We start from the raw sequence: 14,840 nt of genomic DNA on the forward strand, positions 1-14,840 counted from the left end.
CGGCACGGCGGCAGCGGCCGCAGCCGGCGTCGTCGGCGGTTCGCTGCTGCTGTCCAGCATCCGCGGCATGATGGGTGGATCGCACCAGCAGGCCTTCGGCGATACCAATGCCCTCGGCGACCGCAGCGCTGGTGGAAGCCCTTGGAGCGGCAGCGACCAGTCCGGCGGCTCACTCGCGCGCGATGCGGGCGTCAACGACATCGGCTCGAATCGCGATTCCCGTCAGGGCTTCTCCGACCAGGCGTCGAACGACGATCGGAACAACAACAACGATCAGAACTACGACGACAATCGCGATGACGGCAATGTGGACATGGCCGACGACAGCGATTTCGGCGGCGGAGACGATGGCGACAGCGACTACGCGTAAGAGATTCGCCCAGTAGATGCGCGAAACGGCCGCCTCCAGGGCGGCCGTTTTCATTTGCGTCCCCACTCGAGCGCCTTCTGAGCCACAGCTCGCAGAGAAGCCGCACGATATAGTATGACTAATGCGCCCAGAGATTGCACTGACTGCCGGACGCGCCTCAGTTCACCAAGAAAAACGAAATCGCATTCCGGTACGTAGACTCCCGGATTTCCAAATTCGGACATGGGTGTTCAACTGGAAGAACACGTTGCTCATGCCACACACGATGTAGCTGCCTCTTCGGGGTTTCAAAAATGAGTCCTCTTCAGCACCGCATTGCAACCTTGGCCGACGTGACGACGCATCTCATCACCGAATTGTACGAGTTGGAGGGACTGCACGAGCGCGTCAGGAAGGCGGAGCTGTCGGCGGGGCGGTCGAAACGCTCGGCTCGCGCAGCGGCCTCCCATTCATCAACGCGCCGTCGCGGCTCCGTTGCCCCTCGCCGCAGGTCGACGAAGCGTCGTCAGCGGGCATAGACCGTCGCCGGAAGGCGCCGGCCCACGCAACGGCTTCGATGCAGCGCATCACGAGCCGGCGCGGCACGCCGAGTCGACGGCTCGCATCGAGCGCAGGCCTCACATCACCACGACCTTGGTGCCGACATTGACGCGGCCGTAGAGGTCGATGACGTCCTCGTTGCGCATGCGGATGCAGCCGGATGAAACGTTGGTGCCGATGGTCCAGGGCTCGTTGGAGCCGTGGATCCGGTAGAGCGTCGAGCCCAGATACATCGCGCGGGCGCCGAGCGGGTTTTCCGGGCCGCCTTCCATGTGCCGGGGCAAATCGGGGCGGCGCGCGATCATTTCCGCCGGCGGCGTCCAGTCCGGCCATTCGCGCTTGGCCGTGATCGACTTCACGCCGGACCAGGTGAAGCCGGGACGCCCGACGCCGATGCCGTAGCGCATCGCCCTGCCGTTGCCCTCGACGAGATAGAGGAACTTGTTCGGGGTATCGACCACGATCGTGCCGGGACTTTCCCTGCCGCTATAGTCAACAGATTGTTTCTCGAACCTCGGATCGAACGGACGCTGCCGCGGATCGACTGGCTCCTGCTGGAGCGTGCCTTGCTGATATCCGCCTTGCACCTGCGGCTCGCCCATCGGCGGCAGGCGGCGCTGGTCGTAATAGCCCGGCTGCTGCTGATACACCGGCTGCTCCGGCGCATAGGCCGGGCCGCGGCCGGGGCCGTCACCGAACAGGAACTCGATGAAGCCGCCGCCCATATTCGAATTGGATGCGACGCGCACTGGCGCCGGCGGCACATGCGGCTGGTAGAGCACCGCGGGCGGATCGTTCGGCACGCTATTGTCGAAGGCGCTGGCACTGTTTGCGCCGGCAATGAAGGTGCAAGCGCTGCAGAGCAGCGCAACAGACATTTTCTTGAACATCGACGTACTCTGTACTGTTTCGTCTAGATCACATGCGCCGTGGAGAGCTGATGACTGGTCCGCGCCCCTCGACGTGGTCAATAAAGAGCAAAAGCCGTTTTGTTTGGTAAACGTATCGGTCGTTTGGATTCACCACGTCGTCAACCGAGGGGCAATTTGGCGATCAGCGTTTATTTTCGATGAACGCGGCATGGCCTTGGTTAATCGCTTCTTTGCGCGCCGTCGCGCGACGCCGCACAACAGTTCCGGCTGTGAACTTCGTGTTAAATCGCTTCTGACTACAAAGACGCGTGAGTGAGGTGGGGGGAGTATCTTGATGGCTGTTCACCGCAAACGTTTTCGCGTCGAGGATATCGCTGGTGGCGAGATGCCGATTTTGGACGTGACCGAAGAGGCAATCCCGATGCATAGCGAGATCATGGCCGAACTACGTGCGATCCGCGCCCAGATGGCGAAGGGCAGCGTGCCCCTGTCGGGAAGCGCAGCCATGGCGGCAATCGACGCCTCCACCGCCCACGAGCTCTCCGAGGCTCGTACCATGCTCGACACCTATCGGGCGCAGATCGAGCAGTGCGAGAAGCTGAAGGTCGAGCTCGACCTCATCCATGACGCCATCGACCGCACCAAGCGCGAGATCGCGACGCTGCATGGCAAGAGCTTTGACGGTGGCGAAATGGCCAAGGTCAACGGCGAGCTCGGCGCGGTCGTCGGCGGCACCGAGCAGGCGACCCAGCAGATCCTCGAAGCCGCGGAATCGATCGACCAGGCCGCCAGCGCAATGTCCAAGGTGGACTCGGTCGACCAGCAGAAGCGGCTCGCCGACGACATCCAGGAACGCGTCATCTCGATCTTCGAGGCCTGCAACTTCCAGGACCTGACCGGCCAGCGCATCAGCAAGGTCATGGGCACGATGAAGTTCATCGAGCAGCACATCAATGCGATGATGGACATCTGGGGCGGCGTCGACGCGATCAAGTCCCACGTGCCGGCGCAGGTGGACAATCGCAGCGAGGAGGAAAAGCTTCTCAACGGTCCGAAGCTCACCGGCGACGTCGGCCACGCCTCGCAGGACGACATCGACGCGCTGTTCGACTAAGCGGACGCGGATTACGGACAAAAGCAAAGCGCCGGCCCTGGGGCCGGCGTTTTTGCTTGGGATTCATCTCACGCTATCGTTCCGGGGCGGTCCGCAGGACCGAACCCGGAATCCGGAGCTTCGAGGCAAGGAGCCCACCACATCGAGATTCCGGGTTCACGCTTCGCGTGCCCCGGAATGACGGTGGAAAATCACGCCCTGGGCGCGCAGCGGACGTAGACCATGTTGCCGTAGCGGGTGGCGGCGTCCTTGTCGATGAAGCGGGTGATCAGGACGCGGCCGTCGAAGGAGATGATTTCGCGGTCCTGCTCGCCGGGGGTCGGGCCCGCCGGTCCGATGTAGTTCTTGCCGCTCGGCGAGCCCTTCAGCCGCAGCTCCTGGGGCGTTGCCTGGTCGGCCAGATGCATGATCACGCCGCCGGAGGAGCCGGCGGTGATCACGTAGGGGTTCTTGCACTGGGCTCTCGCGGCCGCCTCGGTGCGGGCGCGGTCGGCCGGGTTCTGGAACGAGGCCAGACCCCAGCGGCCGACGATCTCGTCGCCGCGAATGGTCGCAGGCATTTCCGGGGCTACTCCCGGCTCGGCTTCGGGCGGCGGCGAGGACGATGAGAAGGACGGCAGGCTCATGCCGCCGCCGCAGGCGCCCAGCAGCAGCGCCAGACAAGAGGCGGCCGCCAGATTGGCAACCGTGCGCGCGTGAGCTGAACTGATCATGGCATTCCCCCGAACAAAACCATGGCCGCACCCCTCCCGCAGCCAAGCGCAAAACCGCTGCCGGGGCAATGACGTCCTTTGATACGTCGGCGCCCCGAACAAGTTTCCAATGCCACCATCCTATATCCGCCTCACCAATCGCTTAACCACCTTTGCTTGACAGGATCGCGGCCAAGCCATATTTCCGGGCCCACTATTAGCACTCGGAAAGCCCGATTGCTAAGCGCGCCGTTCGATCCTCGGGATAGGGGATGGACGGAAGCGCCGCCCCACCCACTTCCACTACTTCCGAAGCGAGCCTCCAAAGGGAAACGTCATGGCTAAATCCAAATTTCGTCCGCTGCATGACCGTGTCGTGGTCAAACGTATCGACGCCGAGGAAAAGACCAAGGGCGGCATCATCATTCCGGACACCGCCAAGGAAAAGCCATCCCAGGGCGAGGTCGTCGCCGTGGGCCCCGGTGGCCGCGACGAGGCCGGCAAGCTGACCCCGATCGACCTCAAGGTCGGCGACCGCGTGCTGTTCGGCAAGTGGTCGGGCACCGAGGTCAAGATCGACAACGAAGATCTCCTGATCATGAAGGAGTCGGACATCATGGGCGTTCTGGCCTAAGGCCATCCGCCTGAACAGCCGCTGAATGTCATGCCCGGGTCGCCAAGATCCGGGCATCCATCATTCCACCGGGTTCGACCTGCGGACCCCCGGACATGATGCGACGAGGCGAGCGATAGACACATCACGAAACCAGAGGGATTGCAGAAATGGCTGCCAAAGACGTCAAGTTTTCCGGAGACGCGCGCGATCGCATGCTGCGCGGCGTCGACATTCTCGCCAACGCCGTCAAGGTGACGCTGGGCCCGAAGGGCCGCAACGTCGTCATCGAGAAGTCGTTCGGCGCGCCCCGCATCACCAAGGACGGCGTCACCGTCGCCAAGGAGATCGAGCTCGAGGACAAGTTCGAGAACATGGGCGCCCAGATGGTGCGTGAGGTCGCCTCCAAGACCAACGACCTCGCCGGCGACGGCACCACCACCGCGACCGTGCTGGCCCAGGCCATCGTGCGCGAAGGCGCCAAGGCAGTTGCCGCCGGCATGAACCCGATGGACCTCAAGCGTGGTATCGACAGCGCGGTGGCGGCCGTCGTCAAGGACATCGAGAAGCGCGCCAAGCCCGTCGCGGCCTCCTCCGAGGTCGCCCAGGTCGGCACCATCTCGGCCAACGGCGATGCCGCCATCGGCAAGATGATCGCCCAGGCGATGCAGAAGGTCGGCAACGAGGGCGTCATCACCGTCGAAGAGAACAAGTCGCTCGACACCGAAGTCGACATCGTCGAGGGCATGAAGTTCGACCGCGGCTATCTCAGCCCCTACTTCATCACCAACCCCGAGAAGATGACCGCCGAGCTCGAGGACGCCTACATCCTCCTGCACGAGAAGAAGCTCTCGGGCCTGCAGGCCATGCTGCCGGTGCTGGAAGCGGTGGTGCAGTCTGGCAAGCCGCTCGTCATCATCGCGGAGGACGTCGAGGGCGAGGCGCTGGCCACCCTGGTCGTCAACCGTCTGCGTGGCGGCCTCAAGGTCGCTGCCGTCAAGGCGCCGGGCTTCGGCGATCGCCGCAAGGCCATGCTCGAGGATCTCGCGATCCTGACCGGCGGCCAGCTCATCTCCGAAGACCTCGGCATGAAGCTCGAGAACGTCACGGTGAAGATGCTGGGTCGCGCCGGAAAGGTCGTGATCGACAAGGAGAACACCACAATCGTCAAGGGTGCCGGCAAGAAGCCGGAGATCGAGGCCCGCGTCGGTCAGATCAAGGCCCAGATCGAGGAAACCACCTCGGACTACGACCGTGAGAAGCTCCAGGAGCGCCTGGCCAAGCTCGCCGGCGGCGTCGCGGTGATCCGCGTCGGCGGCGCGACCGAGATCGAGGTCAAGGAGAAGAAGGACCGCGTCGAGGACGCCCTCAACGCCACCCGCGCCGCGGTGCAGGAAGGCATCGTCCCCGGCGGCGGCGTCACGCTGCTCCGTGCCAAGAAGGCGGTGGGCCGTCTCACCAACGCCAATGCCGACGTCCAGGCCGGCATCAACATCGTGCTGAAGGCGCTCGAGGCTCCGATCCGCCAGATCTCGGAAAACGCCGGCGTGGAAGGCTCGATCGTGGTCGGCAAGATCCTGGAGAACAAGTCCGAGACCTTCGGCTTCGACGCCCAGACCGAGGACTATGTCGACATGATCGAGAAGGGCATCATCGACCCCGCCAAGGTGGTGCGCACCGCGCTCCAGGACGCCTCCTCCGTGGCCGGCCTGCTGGTCACCACCGAGGCCATGGTCGCCGAAACGCCGAAGAAGGAAGCCCCGCCCGCGATGCCCGCCGGCGGCGGCATGGGCGGCTTCTAAGCCGATCCTTTCATTACAATGTTGCGAAGGCCGCCTCCGGGCGGCCTTCTTTTTTGCAGACCCTGCCTTCAGCTTTCCGATTCAACCGACGGCCAAAACCCACTACGGTGGCGCGCCGATTCGATTGCGCGAGGTTTCATCGATGCGTGCGCTTCTGGTTTGTTCGACAGCCCTGTTGGCGGTTCTGCTTGCAGCTTCGCCGGAGGTCGCCTCCGCCCAGATGAAGCTGTCACCCAAGGCCACGGTGCCCGGGGGCGTGGAGACGCGCTATTTCACCTCGATCGACGGGCTCATGGACGGCAATGCCGACGTGATCCTCAAGGAGACGCGCCAGGGCAAGACGGTCACGGCCGCCGTGCTCGACGTCTGCTATCCCGTCGCAAAGAATTCCGACCGCAAGGACCGCTTCGTCGTCAATCTCCAGGTCGCCGGCCAAACGCTGACGGGCACCACGCAGAGCATGAGCGAGAAGGCTCCCGTCAGCGTCAAGCTGCTGCGCAAGCAGGCCGGGGATAGCTTCGAATTCCGCGGCCAGATCAGCATTGGCCAGGTGGTGACCGAGGTGACCTCGCCCGACAATTCCGACCTCAGCGAGAAGGAATTTCAGGACAACCAGACCTCCGACGACGGCATCATGCCGCAGCCGAAGGATTTCACCGACGTCTCGCCCGAGGCGATCGCGGTCAAAGTCAAGCTCGATGCGGCGACCGACTTCCTCAAGAGCCTGAGGGGCCAGGAGGTCGAGGTGACGCTGGCGAGCCTCAATGTCGGCTGCGACGCGCTGCGCGCGGGCGAGCAGACCATCAACATGTCGGTCGATCCCGAGCGCGCCGGCGCGCTGCTGGCGAAATTCAAGGCGATGCCGGGCGTCACCGCCGCAGGCTGGACCGCGGGCATGACCGAAATGGACCGCACCATCCGCTTCGCGGCGGCCGACTGGCGCGAGGGCGACAAGATCAACCGCAACAAGCTCGCGGCCGCAGTCACGAACGTTTTGAGCCGAACATTGGCGGCAAAGCCGCTCTCGCAAAGCTTCAATCCCGCCACGGGCAAGCTCAAGCTGGTCTTCAAGCGGCCGAACCAGGATTTCCCCGCGCTCGAGCTCACCGACACGATCGAGGTGGCAGGGCTCGTCTCGCCCGACAAGCCCGGCACGACCGACAAGCTCATGCTCTGGATCGGCAGCCCCGCGACGACGACCGCCGACGAGAGCAGCGGCGCCAAGCTCAATCTCTCCGATGACGCCTCCGTCGACGAGGAAGGCGAGCAGCCCGATGACAACGGTTCGATCGAGGCGCTCACCAAGGAGCTGAAGGGTCAGCGCTGGGATGCCGACAAGTCCGTGTGGAAGTAGGCTTCTCGTGCCCCGGACGTAGCGCGAAGCGCTACGAGCCGGGGCCCAGAGGCCGCAAGCGAGATCGTGGAGAAGGAGGCTGGGTCCCGGCTCTGCGCAGCAACGCTGCGCGTTGCAGCGCGTCCGGGGCGCGCAGGGAGTGCTAATTCCCCGTCGTGCGAAAGCGCAGCGACTTCGGGCCGATCAGCGTCAGCACGTCGCCCTGCCGCTTCCAGGTCTCGACGCTGCTGAGCGCAGCAACGAGCTCGTCGTCGGCCTGCGCTCTTGCCTGCGGACAGGAACGGTCCTGGATCTGACCGGGGACGAAGATCACGGTGTTGCCGGCGACGGAGAACTGGCCCTTGCCGCCCTTGCACCAGAGCTCGAGCACGACCTCGCCATGGTCACCGATCTCGATGTTCGGAATCCGCTTGGAGCCGGCTTGCGGCAGTGCTTCCAGCGTCATCTCGGTGCCGAACGGAAAACCGTCCTCGGCACGCGCGAGCGTGGACATCGCGAGGATTGCAACCGCCGTACACACCAACCGCTTGAGCGAAACCATGAGACCTCTCGACCGACCTGATTTGCCGCACCTTTTATAAGACGGCGGCGCCATTGAGAAGGTTCGCTCACATCGGATGCAAAAATCCCCGCGGGGGCGAACCTCGCGGGGATTTGCGCCGAAGCCGGGCCGTGCCCTGCTACTTCAGGACCATCGCCGTGAATGGCCAGACATAGGCCTGCAACGTCACGAGCACACCGACGAGACAGGCCAGCACGATCGAGTGCCAGAACACGAAGCGCAGGATCGTGCCCTCGTGGCCGTACCAGTTGGTGGCCGTGGAGGCGACCACGATCGACTGCGCGTCGATCATCTTGCCCATCACGCCGCCGGACGAGTTCGCCGCAGCCATCAGGACCGGCGACAAGCCTAGTTGCTCGGATGTGATCTTCTGCAGATTGCCGAACAGCACGTTGGAGGCGGTGTCCGATCCCGTCAGCGCCACGCCCAGCCAGCCAAGTAGCGTACCGAAGAAGGGATAGAGCACGCCGGTTGCGGCGAAGGCGAGGCCGAGCGTCGCGTCGACGCCGGAGAGACGAGTCAGGGTGCCGATCGCCAGCATCGCCGAGATCGTGATCAGCGAGATCGCGCACAGCCGGACGGTGCGGCCGTACTCGGTCATGAGCTTGCCGGGACCGACGCCCATCAGGAAGCCTGAGATGATGGCCGCGATCAGCATGCCCGTTCCGGTGAACGACAGATAGGTGAAGCCGAACACCGCGCTCTCTTTGGTCGGCCCTGGCGCGACCGGCGGCATCTTGTTGATCATCTGGTGCAGCTCCGGCACCGGATAGTTCCAGACGAAGATCGAATTCGCCCAGGACTTGAAGGCGCCGTTGCCCCAGATCAGCATCACGATGCAGACGATGATCCACGGCAGCAGCGCGCTGAACATCTCGCTCTGCGTCAGCGGCGTCTTGTCGAGTGGTTTTGCCGCGGCCATGGTAGCGGCCGATTCATCATTGCCGCGCAACGCCGGCGACAGCCAGAGCTGCCTGGGCTGCCAGACCTTCAGGAACAGGATCAGCGCGCCCATCGAGATCAGCGACGCGCCGATGTCGACGATCCAGGGATTGATGAAGTTGGAGATCACGAATTGCGGGATCGCGAACGACACGCCGGTGACGAGAATCGCCGGCCAGACATCCTTCATGCCCTTCCAGCCCGCGAACGCCCACACCACCCAGAACGGCACGATCAGCGAGAAGAACGGCAATTGCCGGCCGACCATGGCACCAAGGATGTAGGGATCGAGCCCGGTGACCGAGGCCAGGCCCTGGATCGGCGTGCCCAGCGCGCCATAGGCGACCGGCGCGGTGTTGGCGATCAGCGACAGTCCGGAGGCGGCGAGCGGCGAGAAGCCGAGGCCGATCAGCACGGCACCGGTGATCGCGACCGGCGTGCCGAAGCCCGAGGCGCCCTCGAAGAACGCGCCGAAGGAGAACGCGATCAGCAGCAATTGCAGCCGCCGGTCCTCGGTGACGCCGCCGACGGCGCGCTTGAGCAATTCGAAGCGTCCCGTGCTCACCGTCACCTGATAGAGGAAGATGACGTTGAGGACGATCCAGCCGATCGGAAAGAAGCCGGTCACGATGCCCAGCACCGAGGCGCGGATCGACATGTTCGCCGGCATCGTGAAGACGAAGATCGTGATCAGATTGGCGACGATCACGGCGATGATCGCCGCGATATGCGCCTGGACGCGACCGCTCGCGATCAGGACCAGCAGCGTGACGACCGGCACTGCCGCCGCAATCGTCGACAGCACCGGGCTGTGCAGCGGATCATAGACTTGATTCCACATGATCTTCCTCCCCCACGCATGTTTGCGGCAGACGGCCCGCGTGGAGAGCCGATCCTGCTTGACGCTGGAAGCGATAACCCCCGAGCTGGACGCGAATTCCTCGCGATTGCAGCGGTTCCCGTCCGCTCACAAGCTCGCGAATCCCGGAGCACCCCACCCCGCGCCGTCGAACGCCATGCTAGGGTTGCGGGGTGCGACAAGACAACGCAAATTACAGAACTTGCGACTTTAGTCTAAGCGCGCCGCTTTCCGCCATGGCTTCAAGTCCTTGGCTAAGGGCATTTATGCACATTTCCCGAGGAGACCCTGCTCTGTGAAGAACATCAGCGCCACGCTCGCGATCGTTTGGCGAATCGCCGCCCCCTATTTCCGGTCGGAGGACAAATGGGTCGGCCGCGGCCTGCTCGCCGTCGTCGTCGCGATGGAGCTGGTGCTGGTCGCGATCAATGTGCTCCTCAATCAATGGCAGAACCGGTTCTACAGCGCGCTGCAGGCCTACGATCTGCCGGAGTTCGTCAAGGAGGTCTGGATCTTCCTTGGCCTGGCCTTCACCTTCGTCGCACTGGCCGTCTACAAGCTCTACCTGAACCAATGGCTCCAGATCCGCTGGCGGCAATGGCTGACGCAACATTATCTCGGCGAATGGCTCGAAGGCGCCACGCATTACCGCATGCAGCTCAAGGGCGACGCCGCCGACAATCCGGACCAGCGTATCACCGAGGACGTCAAGAATTTCGTCGAACAAACGCTGACCATCGGCCTTGGCCTTTTGTCGTCGATCGTGACGCTGGCCTCGTTCGTCGTCATCCTCTGGGGTCTGTCCTACAAGGCCCCCTTGTACATCTACGGCACCGATATCCTCATCCCCGGTTTTCTGGTCTGGTGCGCGCTGGTCTACGCGATTCTGGGGACCGGGCTGACGCACTGGATCGGCGCCCCGCTCATCAATCTCAATTTCGAGCAGCAACGCTTCGAGGCCGACTTCCGTTTCAACCTGATCCGCGTGCGCGAGAATTCCGAGCAGATCGCCCTGTTGAAAGGTGAGAACGCGGAGCGAGGATATCTCCTGCGGCGCTTCGGCTTCGTCATCGGCAATTGGTACGAGATCATGAGCCGGACCAAGCGCCTGACCGCGTTCACGGCAAGCTACGGTCAGGCTGCAACGATCTTTCCCTATGTGGTGGTGGCGCCGGCCTACTTCGCCAAGCGCATCCAGCTCGGCGACATGATGCAGACCGGCTCGGCGTTCGGCAGCGTGCAGGATGCGCTGTCCTTCTTCGTCACCGCCTATCGCTCGCTCGCCGAGTGGCGCGCGGTGATCGCCCGCCTCGATGGCTTCGAGATGTCGGTCAGCTCCGCCCACGGCGCGGCGCTCGAACCGACCATCGACGTCGCACCATCGACCGGCAAGGCAATCGCGCTCGAGCAATTGCTGGTCAAGCTGCCGAACGGCGCACCTCTGGTCGCAGCCGATGCCTTCACGATCCAACCGTCGGAGCGGGTGCTTGTGACCGGCCCGTCGGGCTCAGGCAAGTCGACACTGTTCCGCGCCATTGCGGGCGTCTGGCCGTTCGGCACCGGCACGGTCGCCATTCCCGAGAAGTCGAAGCTGATGATGCTGCCGCAGCGGCCGTATTTCCCAATCGGCCCGCTGGCCGACGCCGTCATCTACCCGGCCGAGCACGACTCCATCCCGCCCGAGAAGATTCGCGACGCCTTGATCGCAGTCGGCATGAAGCGGCTGGCGGACCGGCTCGGCGAGCACGGTCACTGGAACCGGACATTGTCGCTCGGCGAACAGCAACGCCTTGGACTTGCTCGTGCCCTGCTGCATGGGCCGGACTATCTATTCCTCGACGAAGCGACCGCCTCGCTGGACGAGCCGTCCGAGGACCGGCTCTATCGGCTGCTGACGGAGAAGCTGCCGCAGGCCACCATCGTCTCGATCGGCCACCGCTCGACGCTGGACGCCTTCCATACCCGCAAGGTGGCGTTGGTGGAGGACGGCGAGATCCACGTGCTTGGCAAAGCCGGCGAGCCAGCCCGGCCGGAGCCGACCGCGGCGCGCTGAGAGGCAGGCGGGAACGGGGCTCCTCATTCCGGCTTCGTCGTTGCGGGCGAGGATCTCTGCTCTCTTGCCCCGGACGCAGCCGCAGCGCTCCCGGCGATGCGAAGCATCGTCCGGTGCGCTGCAGAGCCGGCGCCCATTCCGTCGAGGGAAATCGACGTCGGCTTTGCTGGGTCCCGGTTCTGCGCAGCAGCGCTGACGCGCCGCAGCGCGCCGGGGACACGAGAGTTGAGCGCGCCGTAGCCTTCCTCCACCCCGCCCCTCGAGTTTCGGCCTCGTGTTGAGCTAAAGCGCGACGCGATTGGGATGAATCGCCATCGCGCTCTAGGTTGTTGTTTAAACATGATCTTTTCGGAAAACCGCTGCGCACTTTTCCGAATCATGCTTTAGGCACCGTCCCCCAAAGCAAAAGGGCGGCAGATTGCTCTGCCGCCCTCGTAGATGGTCGCGGGAGGAAACCTACTTCAGGTTGGTCATCGCCGTCAGGTCGAACGAGAGCTTGGCGATGCCGGCCGCGCCGCACCAGTTGGAGCCGACGCCCGTCGGATTGATGTTGCTGAAGCTGCCGTTGGCGACTGCCGTGTAGTCGCTGGTGAACGCGTTGCAGTTCGCCTTCGACAGGTCGGTGTCGGAGTAACGCAGGTCGAGCGTGAAGACCTTGTAGGTGAAGCCGACGCCGATATTCCAGGTGTTGTAGTCGGCGTACTTGATGCCGTTCGGGAACGGACCGGCGAAGCCCGGCGCGGCGAAGCCGGTGCCGTAGAACGAGTCGGACGTGCCCAGGAACTGGCGGCCGAATTCACCCGACACGTACATGCCGAGGCCGCTGGAGCCGAACGTGGTGCTGGGCGCCGTCCACTTGGCGGTGATCGACACGTAGTCGCCCCACGCACCGGAGTTCAGGAAGCTCGGCGTGTAGTACTCGTTGAGGCCAACGCTCCAGTTGTCGTTGATGGTGTAATTCACCTTGCCGTAGACTTCGAAGAAGCTGACGTCCTTCTTCATCACGTTGCCGTTGAGCAGGGCGTTCGCGGCGCACTGCGCGCTGAGCGGGTTGCCGGCGGTGTCGATCGGGGCGCCGTAATAGCAGGTCCCACCCGGATACAGATAACCCCAGACGCCGATGTCGAAGGCGAACGCACCGAAGGTCGGGCGGATACCGCCGTAGATGTCGATCTCGGCGGCGGCGCGGTTCGGGAAGGAGATGCTCTCACCGGCGACGCCGACATAGAGCTGGAGGTCCTTGGTGACGTTGTAGCGCGGCTCGAAATAGGCTGAGACCGACGGCTTGTGGTTCGACTGGGTGATGCCGCGGAAGATGTAGTCGCTCATGACCGCGCCACCGAAGGCGATATCCCAGGGATCGAAGGCCGGCGGTGGCGGGGCCTTCAATGCCTTCACGCGCAAGTCTGCTGCGAAAGCCGAACCCGTCGTCACCATTGCCAGCGCCGTTGCCAACAAAGCCAGTTTTTTCATTTCGATCCCCATCGCCAAGTTCTTACTAGTCGGATCCCGGAAGCCCCCCGGGCGAACGACCTGCGTGCAAAATTGCGTTACTGCGACAATCTGGATTGAGGGATGTGGGCCGTGAAGCAAAAATCACGGGCATCTGCCGACTTTTTGGGCGTTTTGACGATTCCACGAAAGGTTGTCAGCCTGTGTGTCTTCTCGATCACATAATTTGTATTCCAAAGTGCACGGAGGGACCGTGCAAGTACGGAGAAGCCGGGCCGCGTGGCAGCCGGGCTACGAATCAGACAGGGGCAGGAAAGGGACCGCTTCCGGCGGGACTTGTGGCGATGCAAAAAGGCCGCAGCGTCACCGCAGCGGCCTTTCTGTTGTCGATCGCGGACGCCGGGTAGGACCTAGCCTTGCCCCTCAGCCGGTGCCGCTTCCGCAGAAGACGAAGGCATCGCCCAACTTGTCTCGGCTGCCGGCTCGGGAGCCGGAGCTGCCGCCGGTGCTGATGGCTTCGGCGCGGGAGCTGCCTTCGCCTTCCTCGGTGCCGCCTTCTTCGCGGCCTTCTTCGGTGCGGCCTTCTTGGCCGTGGTCTTCACGGCCTTCTTGGCGGCCTTTTTCGGGGCGGCCTTTTTCGAAGCTTTCTTGGCCGACTTCTTGGCCGATTTTTTCGCAGACTTCTTGGCTGCCTTCTTGGCGGATTTCTTCGCCGCTACAGCCTTCTTCGCCTTTTTGGCCTTCTTGCTTTTCTTCTTTTTCGCTTTCGCCATCGTGGTCCTCCTGTTGCCGCCAAACAATGGTCGATCGGGCATCTTCAGTCGTCACCCGGGGAGGAAAGTTCAGGCTCTGAAAGCTCAAACTTGCGCATTCAGTGCCGGCCGCGACCCGCCCGTAGCCCAATCGAGAAGCTCAATCGTGTGTACGACCGGAACTGACGTGCCACTGGCAATCTGCACCATGCAGCCGATATTGCCCGCGGCAATCATGTCCGGCTTGACGCTCGCGATGTTGGCGACCTTGCGATCGCGCAACCGGCCCGCAAGCTCGGGCTGGAGAATGTTGTAGGTCCCCGCCGAACCGCAACACAAATGGCTCTCCGGCACATCTTTCACCACGAATCCATTCTTGGAAAGCAATTCTTTCGGAAGGGTCGTGATTTTCTGCCCGTGCTGCAACGAACATGCTGAGTGATAGGCGACGACGATGTTGTCCTGTCGCGCAGTCGGTTCGAGTCCGAGGCCGGCGATGTATTCGGTGATGTCCTTGGCGAGCACGGACATCTTCGCGGCGTCGGCGGCGAATGCAGCGTCCTCGCGCAGCAGATAGCCATAATCCTTGATCACCGTGCCGCAGCCGGATGTGGTCACCAGGATAGCGTCGAGCCCCTCGCCAGCCGCTTCCTTCCGCCAGGCCGCGACATTGGCCCGCGCCCGAGCCAAGGCATCCTGGTCGTTGCCGAGGTGATGGGTCAGCGCGCCGCAGCACTGCTCGTCTCGAACCAGGACAACCTCGATGCCGTGGCGGGTGAGAAGACTGATGGCAGCCTGGTCGCGCTGCTGCAGGGCTGCGCCCAGCAGGTGCTGGCGCCGCGCATCAACCAGGCTGCCATCAG

General features: G+C 63.5%; 13 protein-coding genes. 6 read left to right on the forward strand and 7 right to left on the reverse strand.

Annotated features, from left to right (window positions below; genetic code table 11):
* On the forward strand, positions 1-370 hold a 370-nt coding region (locus MOV75_RS09175; protein ID WP_247005440.1), incomplete at its 5' end, for a DUF2076 family protein.
* A 617-nt stretch (positions 371-987) separates the two neighbouring features.
* Here MOV75_RS09175 and MOV75_RS09180 read toward each other — a convergent pair.
* A complete protein-coding gene (locus MOV75_RS09180) occupies positions 988-1,800 on the reverse strand; it encodes a L,D-transpeptidase (protein WP_246923420.1) in 813 nt (270 codons plus the stop codon).
* Positions 1,801-2,116: 316 nt separating this feature from the next.
* Here MOV75_RS09180 and MOV75_RS09185 point away from each other — a divergent pair, with 316 nt between their 5' ends.
* Positions 2,117-2,896, forward strand: coding sequence for a protein phosphatase CheZ (locus MOV75_RS09185; RefSeq protein ID WP_246923416.1), 780 nt, complete (start codon positions 2,117-2,119; stop codon positions 2,894-2,896).
* Between the two features lie 191 nt (positions 2,897-3,087).
* Here MOV75_RS09185 and MOV75_RS09190 read toward each other — a convergent pair whose 3' ends face one another.
* The gene (locus tag MOV75_RS09190) at positions 3,088-3,609 is read right to left on the reverse strand and encodes a hypothetical protein (protein ID WP_028140096.1); all 522 of its coding nucleotides are present in this window, start codon (positions 3,607-3,609) and stop codon (positions 3,088-3,090) included.
* Between the two features lie 316 nt (positions 3,610-3,925).
* Here MOV75_RS09190 and groES point away from each other — a divergent pair, with 316 nt between their 5' ends.
* From groES to MOV75_RS09205, 3 genes are all read left to right on the forward strand, one after another.
* On the forward strand, positions 3,926-4,222 hold the full coding sequence (gene groES, locus MOV75_RS09195; protein WP_212080141.1) for a co-chaperone GroES: 297 nt from the start codon (positions 3,926-3,928) through the stop codon (positions 4,220-4,222).
* Positions 4,223-4,371: 149 nt separating this feature from the next.
* Positions 4,372-6,003, forward strand: coding sequence for a chaperonin GroEL (gene groL, locus MOV75_RS09200; RefSeq protein WP_246923411.1), 1,632 nt, complete (start codon positions 4,372-4,374; stop codon positions 6,001-6,003).
* Between the two features lie 142 nt (positions 6,004-6,145).
* A complete protein-coding gene (locus MOV75_RS09205) occupies positions 6,146-7,357 on the forward strand; it encodes a hypothetical protein (protein WP_246923406.1) in 1,212 nt (403 codons plus the stop codon).
* Positions 7,358-7,499: 142 nt separating this feature from the next.
* On the opposite strand, the gene MOV75_RS09210 is transcribed toward MOV75_RS09205, so the two are convergent.
* Together MOV75_RS09210 and MOV75_RS09215 are read right to left on the reverse strand one after the other, a co-directional pair.
* Positions 7,500-7,898, reverse strand: a complete 399-nt coding sequence (locus tag MOV75_RS09210) for an META domain-containing protein (protein WP_246923401.1) — start codon at positions 7,896-7,898, stop codon at positions 7,500-7,502.
* A 139-nt stretch (positions 7,899-8,037) separates the two neighbouring features.
* The gene (locus MOV75_RS09215; RefSeq protein ID WP_246923397.1) at positions 8,038-9,702 is read right to left on the reverse strand and encodes an L-lactate permease; all 1,665 of its coding nucleotides are present in this window, start codon (positions 9,700-9,702) and stop codon (positions 8,038-8,040) included.
* A gap of 313 nt (positions 9,703-10,015) precedes the next feature.
* On the opposite strand from MOV75_RS09215, the gene MOV75_RS09220 reads away from it, so the two are divergent.
* Entirely contained in the window at positions 10,016-11,773 is a 1,758-nt protein-coding gene (locus MOV75_RS09220) for an ABC transporter ATP-binding protein/permease (RefSeq protein ID WP_246923393.1), read from the forward strand.
* Between the two features lie 456 nt (positions 11,774-12,229).
* Here MOV75_RS09220 and MOV75_RS09225 read toward each other — a convergent pair whose 3' ends face one another.
* From MOV75_RS09225 to MOV75_RS09235, 3 genes are all read right to left on the reverse strand, one after another.
* Complete coding sequence (locus MOV75_RS09225; RefSeq protein ID WP_246923391.1) at positions 12,230-13,246, reverse strand: TorF family putative porin; 1,017 nt, start codon at positions 13,244-13,246, stop codon at positions 12,230-12,232.
* 389 nt (positions 13,247-13,635) lie between these two features.
* Positions 13,636-13,998, reverse strand: a complete 363-nt coding sequence (locus tag MOV75_RS09230; protein WP_246923388.1) for a histone — start codon at positions 13,996-13,998, stop codon at positions 13,636-13,638.
* An 84-nt stretch (positions 13,999-14,082) separates the two neighbouring features.
* On the reverse strand, positions 14,083-14,840 hold a 758-nt coding region (locus MOV75_RS09235; protein ID WP_247005449.1), incomplete at its 5' end, for a heterodisulfide reductase-related iron-sulfur binding cluster.

The sequence above is a fragment of the Bradyrhizobium sp. PRIMUS42 genome (genome assembly GCF_023006515.1).
In the GTDB taxonomy this organism is placed as follows: Bacteria; Pseudomonadota; Alphaproteobacteria; order Rhizobiales; family Xanthobacteraceae; genus Bradyrhizobium.

Coding starts and splice junctions, on each gene's coding strand:
- MOV75_RS09180 (WP_246923420.1), bottom strand. CDS start 1,800: ATGTTCAAGAAAATGTCTGTTGCGCTGCTCTGCAGCGCTTGCACCTTC.
- MOV75_RS09185 (WP_246923416.1), top strand. CDS start 2,117: ATGGCTGTTCACCGCAAACGTTTTCGCGTCGAGGATATCGCTGGTGGC.
- MOV75_RS09190 (WP_028140096.1), bottom strand. CDS start 3,609: ATGATCAGTTCAGCTCACGCGCGCACGGTTGCCAATCTGGCGGCCGCC.
- groES (WP_212080141.1), top strand. CDS start 3,926: ATGGCTAAATCCAAATTTCGTCCGCTGCATGACCGTGTCGTGGTCAAA.
- groL (WP_246923411.1), top strand. CDS start 4,372: ATGGCTGCCAAAGACGTCAAGTTTTCCGGAGACGCGCGCGATCGCATG.
- MOV75_RS09205 (WP_246923406.1), top strand. CDS start 6,146: ATGCGTGCGCTTCTGGTTTGTTCGACAGCCCTGTTGGCGGTTCTGCTT.
- MOV75_RS09210 (WP_246923401.1), bottom strand. CDS start 7,898: ATGGTTTCGCTCAAGCGGTTGGTGTGTACGGCGGTTGCAATCCTCGCG.
- MOV75_RS09215 (WP_246923397.1), bottom strand. CDS start 9,702: ATGTGGAATCAAGTCTATGATCCGCTGCACAGCCCGGTGCTGTCGACG.
- MOV75_RS09225 (WP_246923391.1), bottom strand. CDS start 13,246: ATGAAAAAACTGGCTTTGTTGGCAACGGCGCTGGCAATGGTGACGACG.
- MOV75_RS09230 (WP_246923388.1), bottom strand. CDS start 13,998: ATGGCGAAAGCGAAAAAGAAGAAAAGCAAGAAGGCCAAAAAGGCGAAG.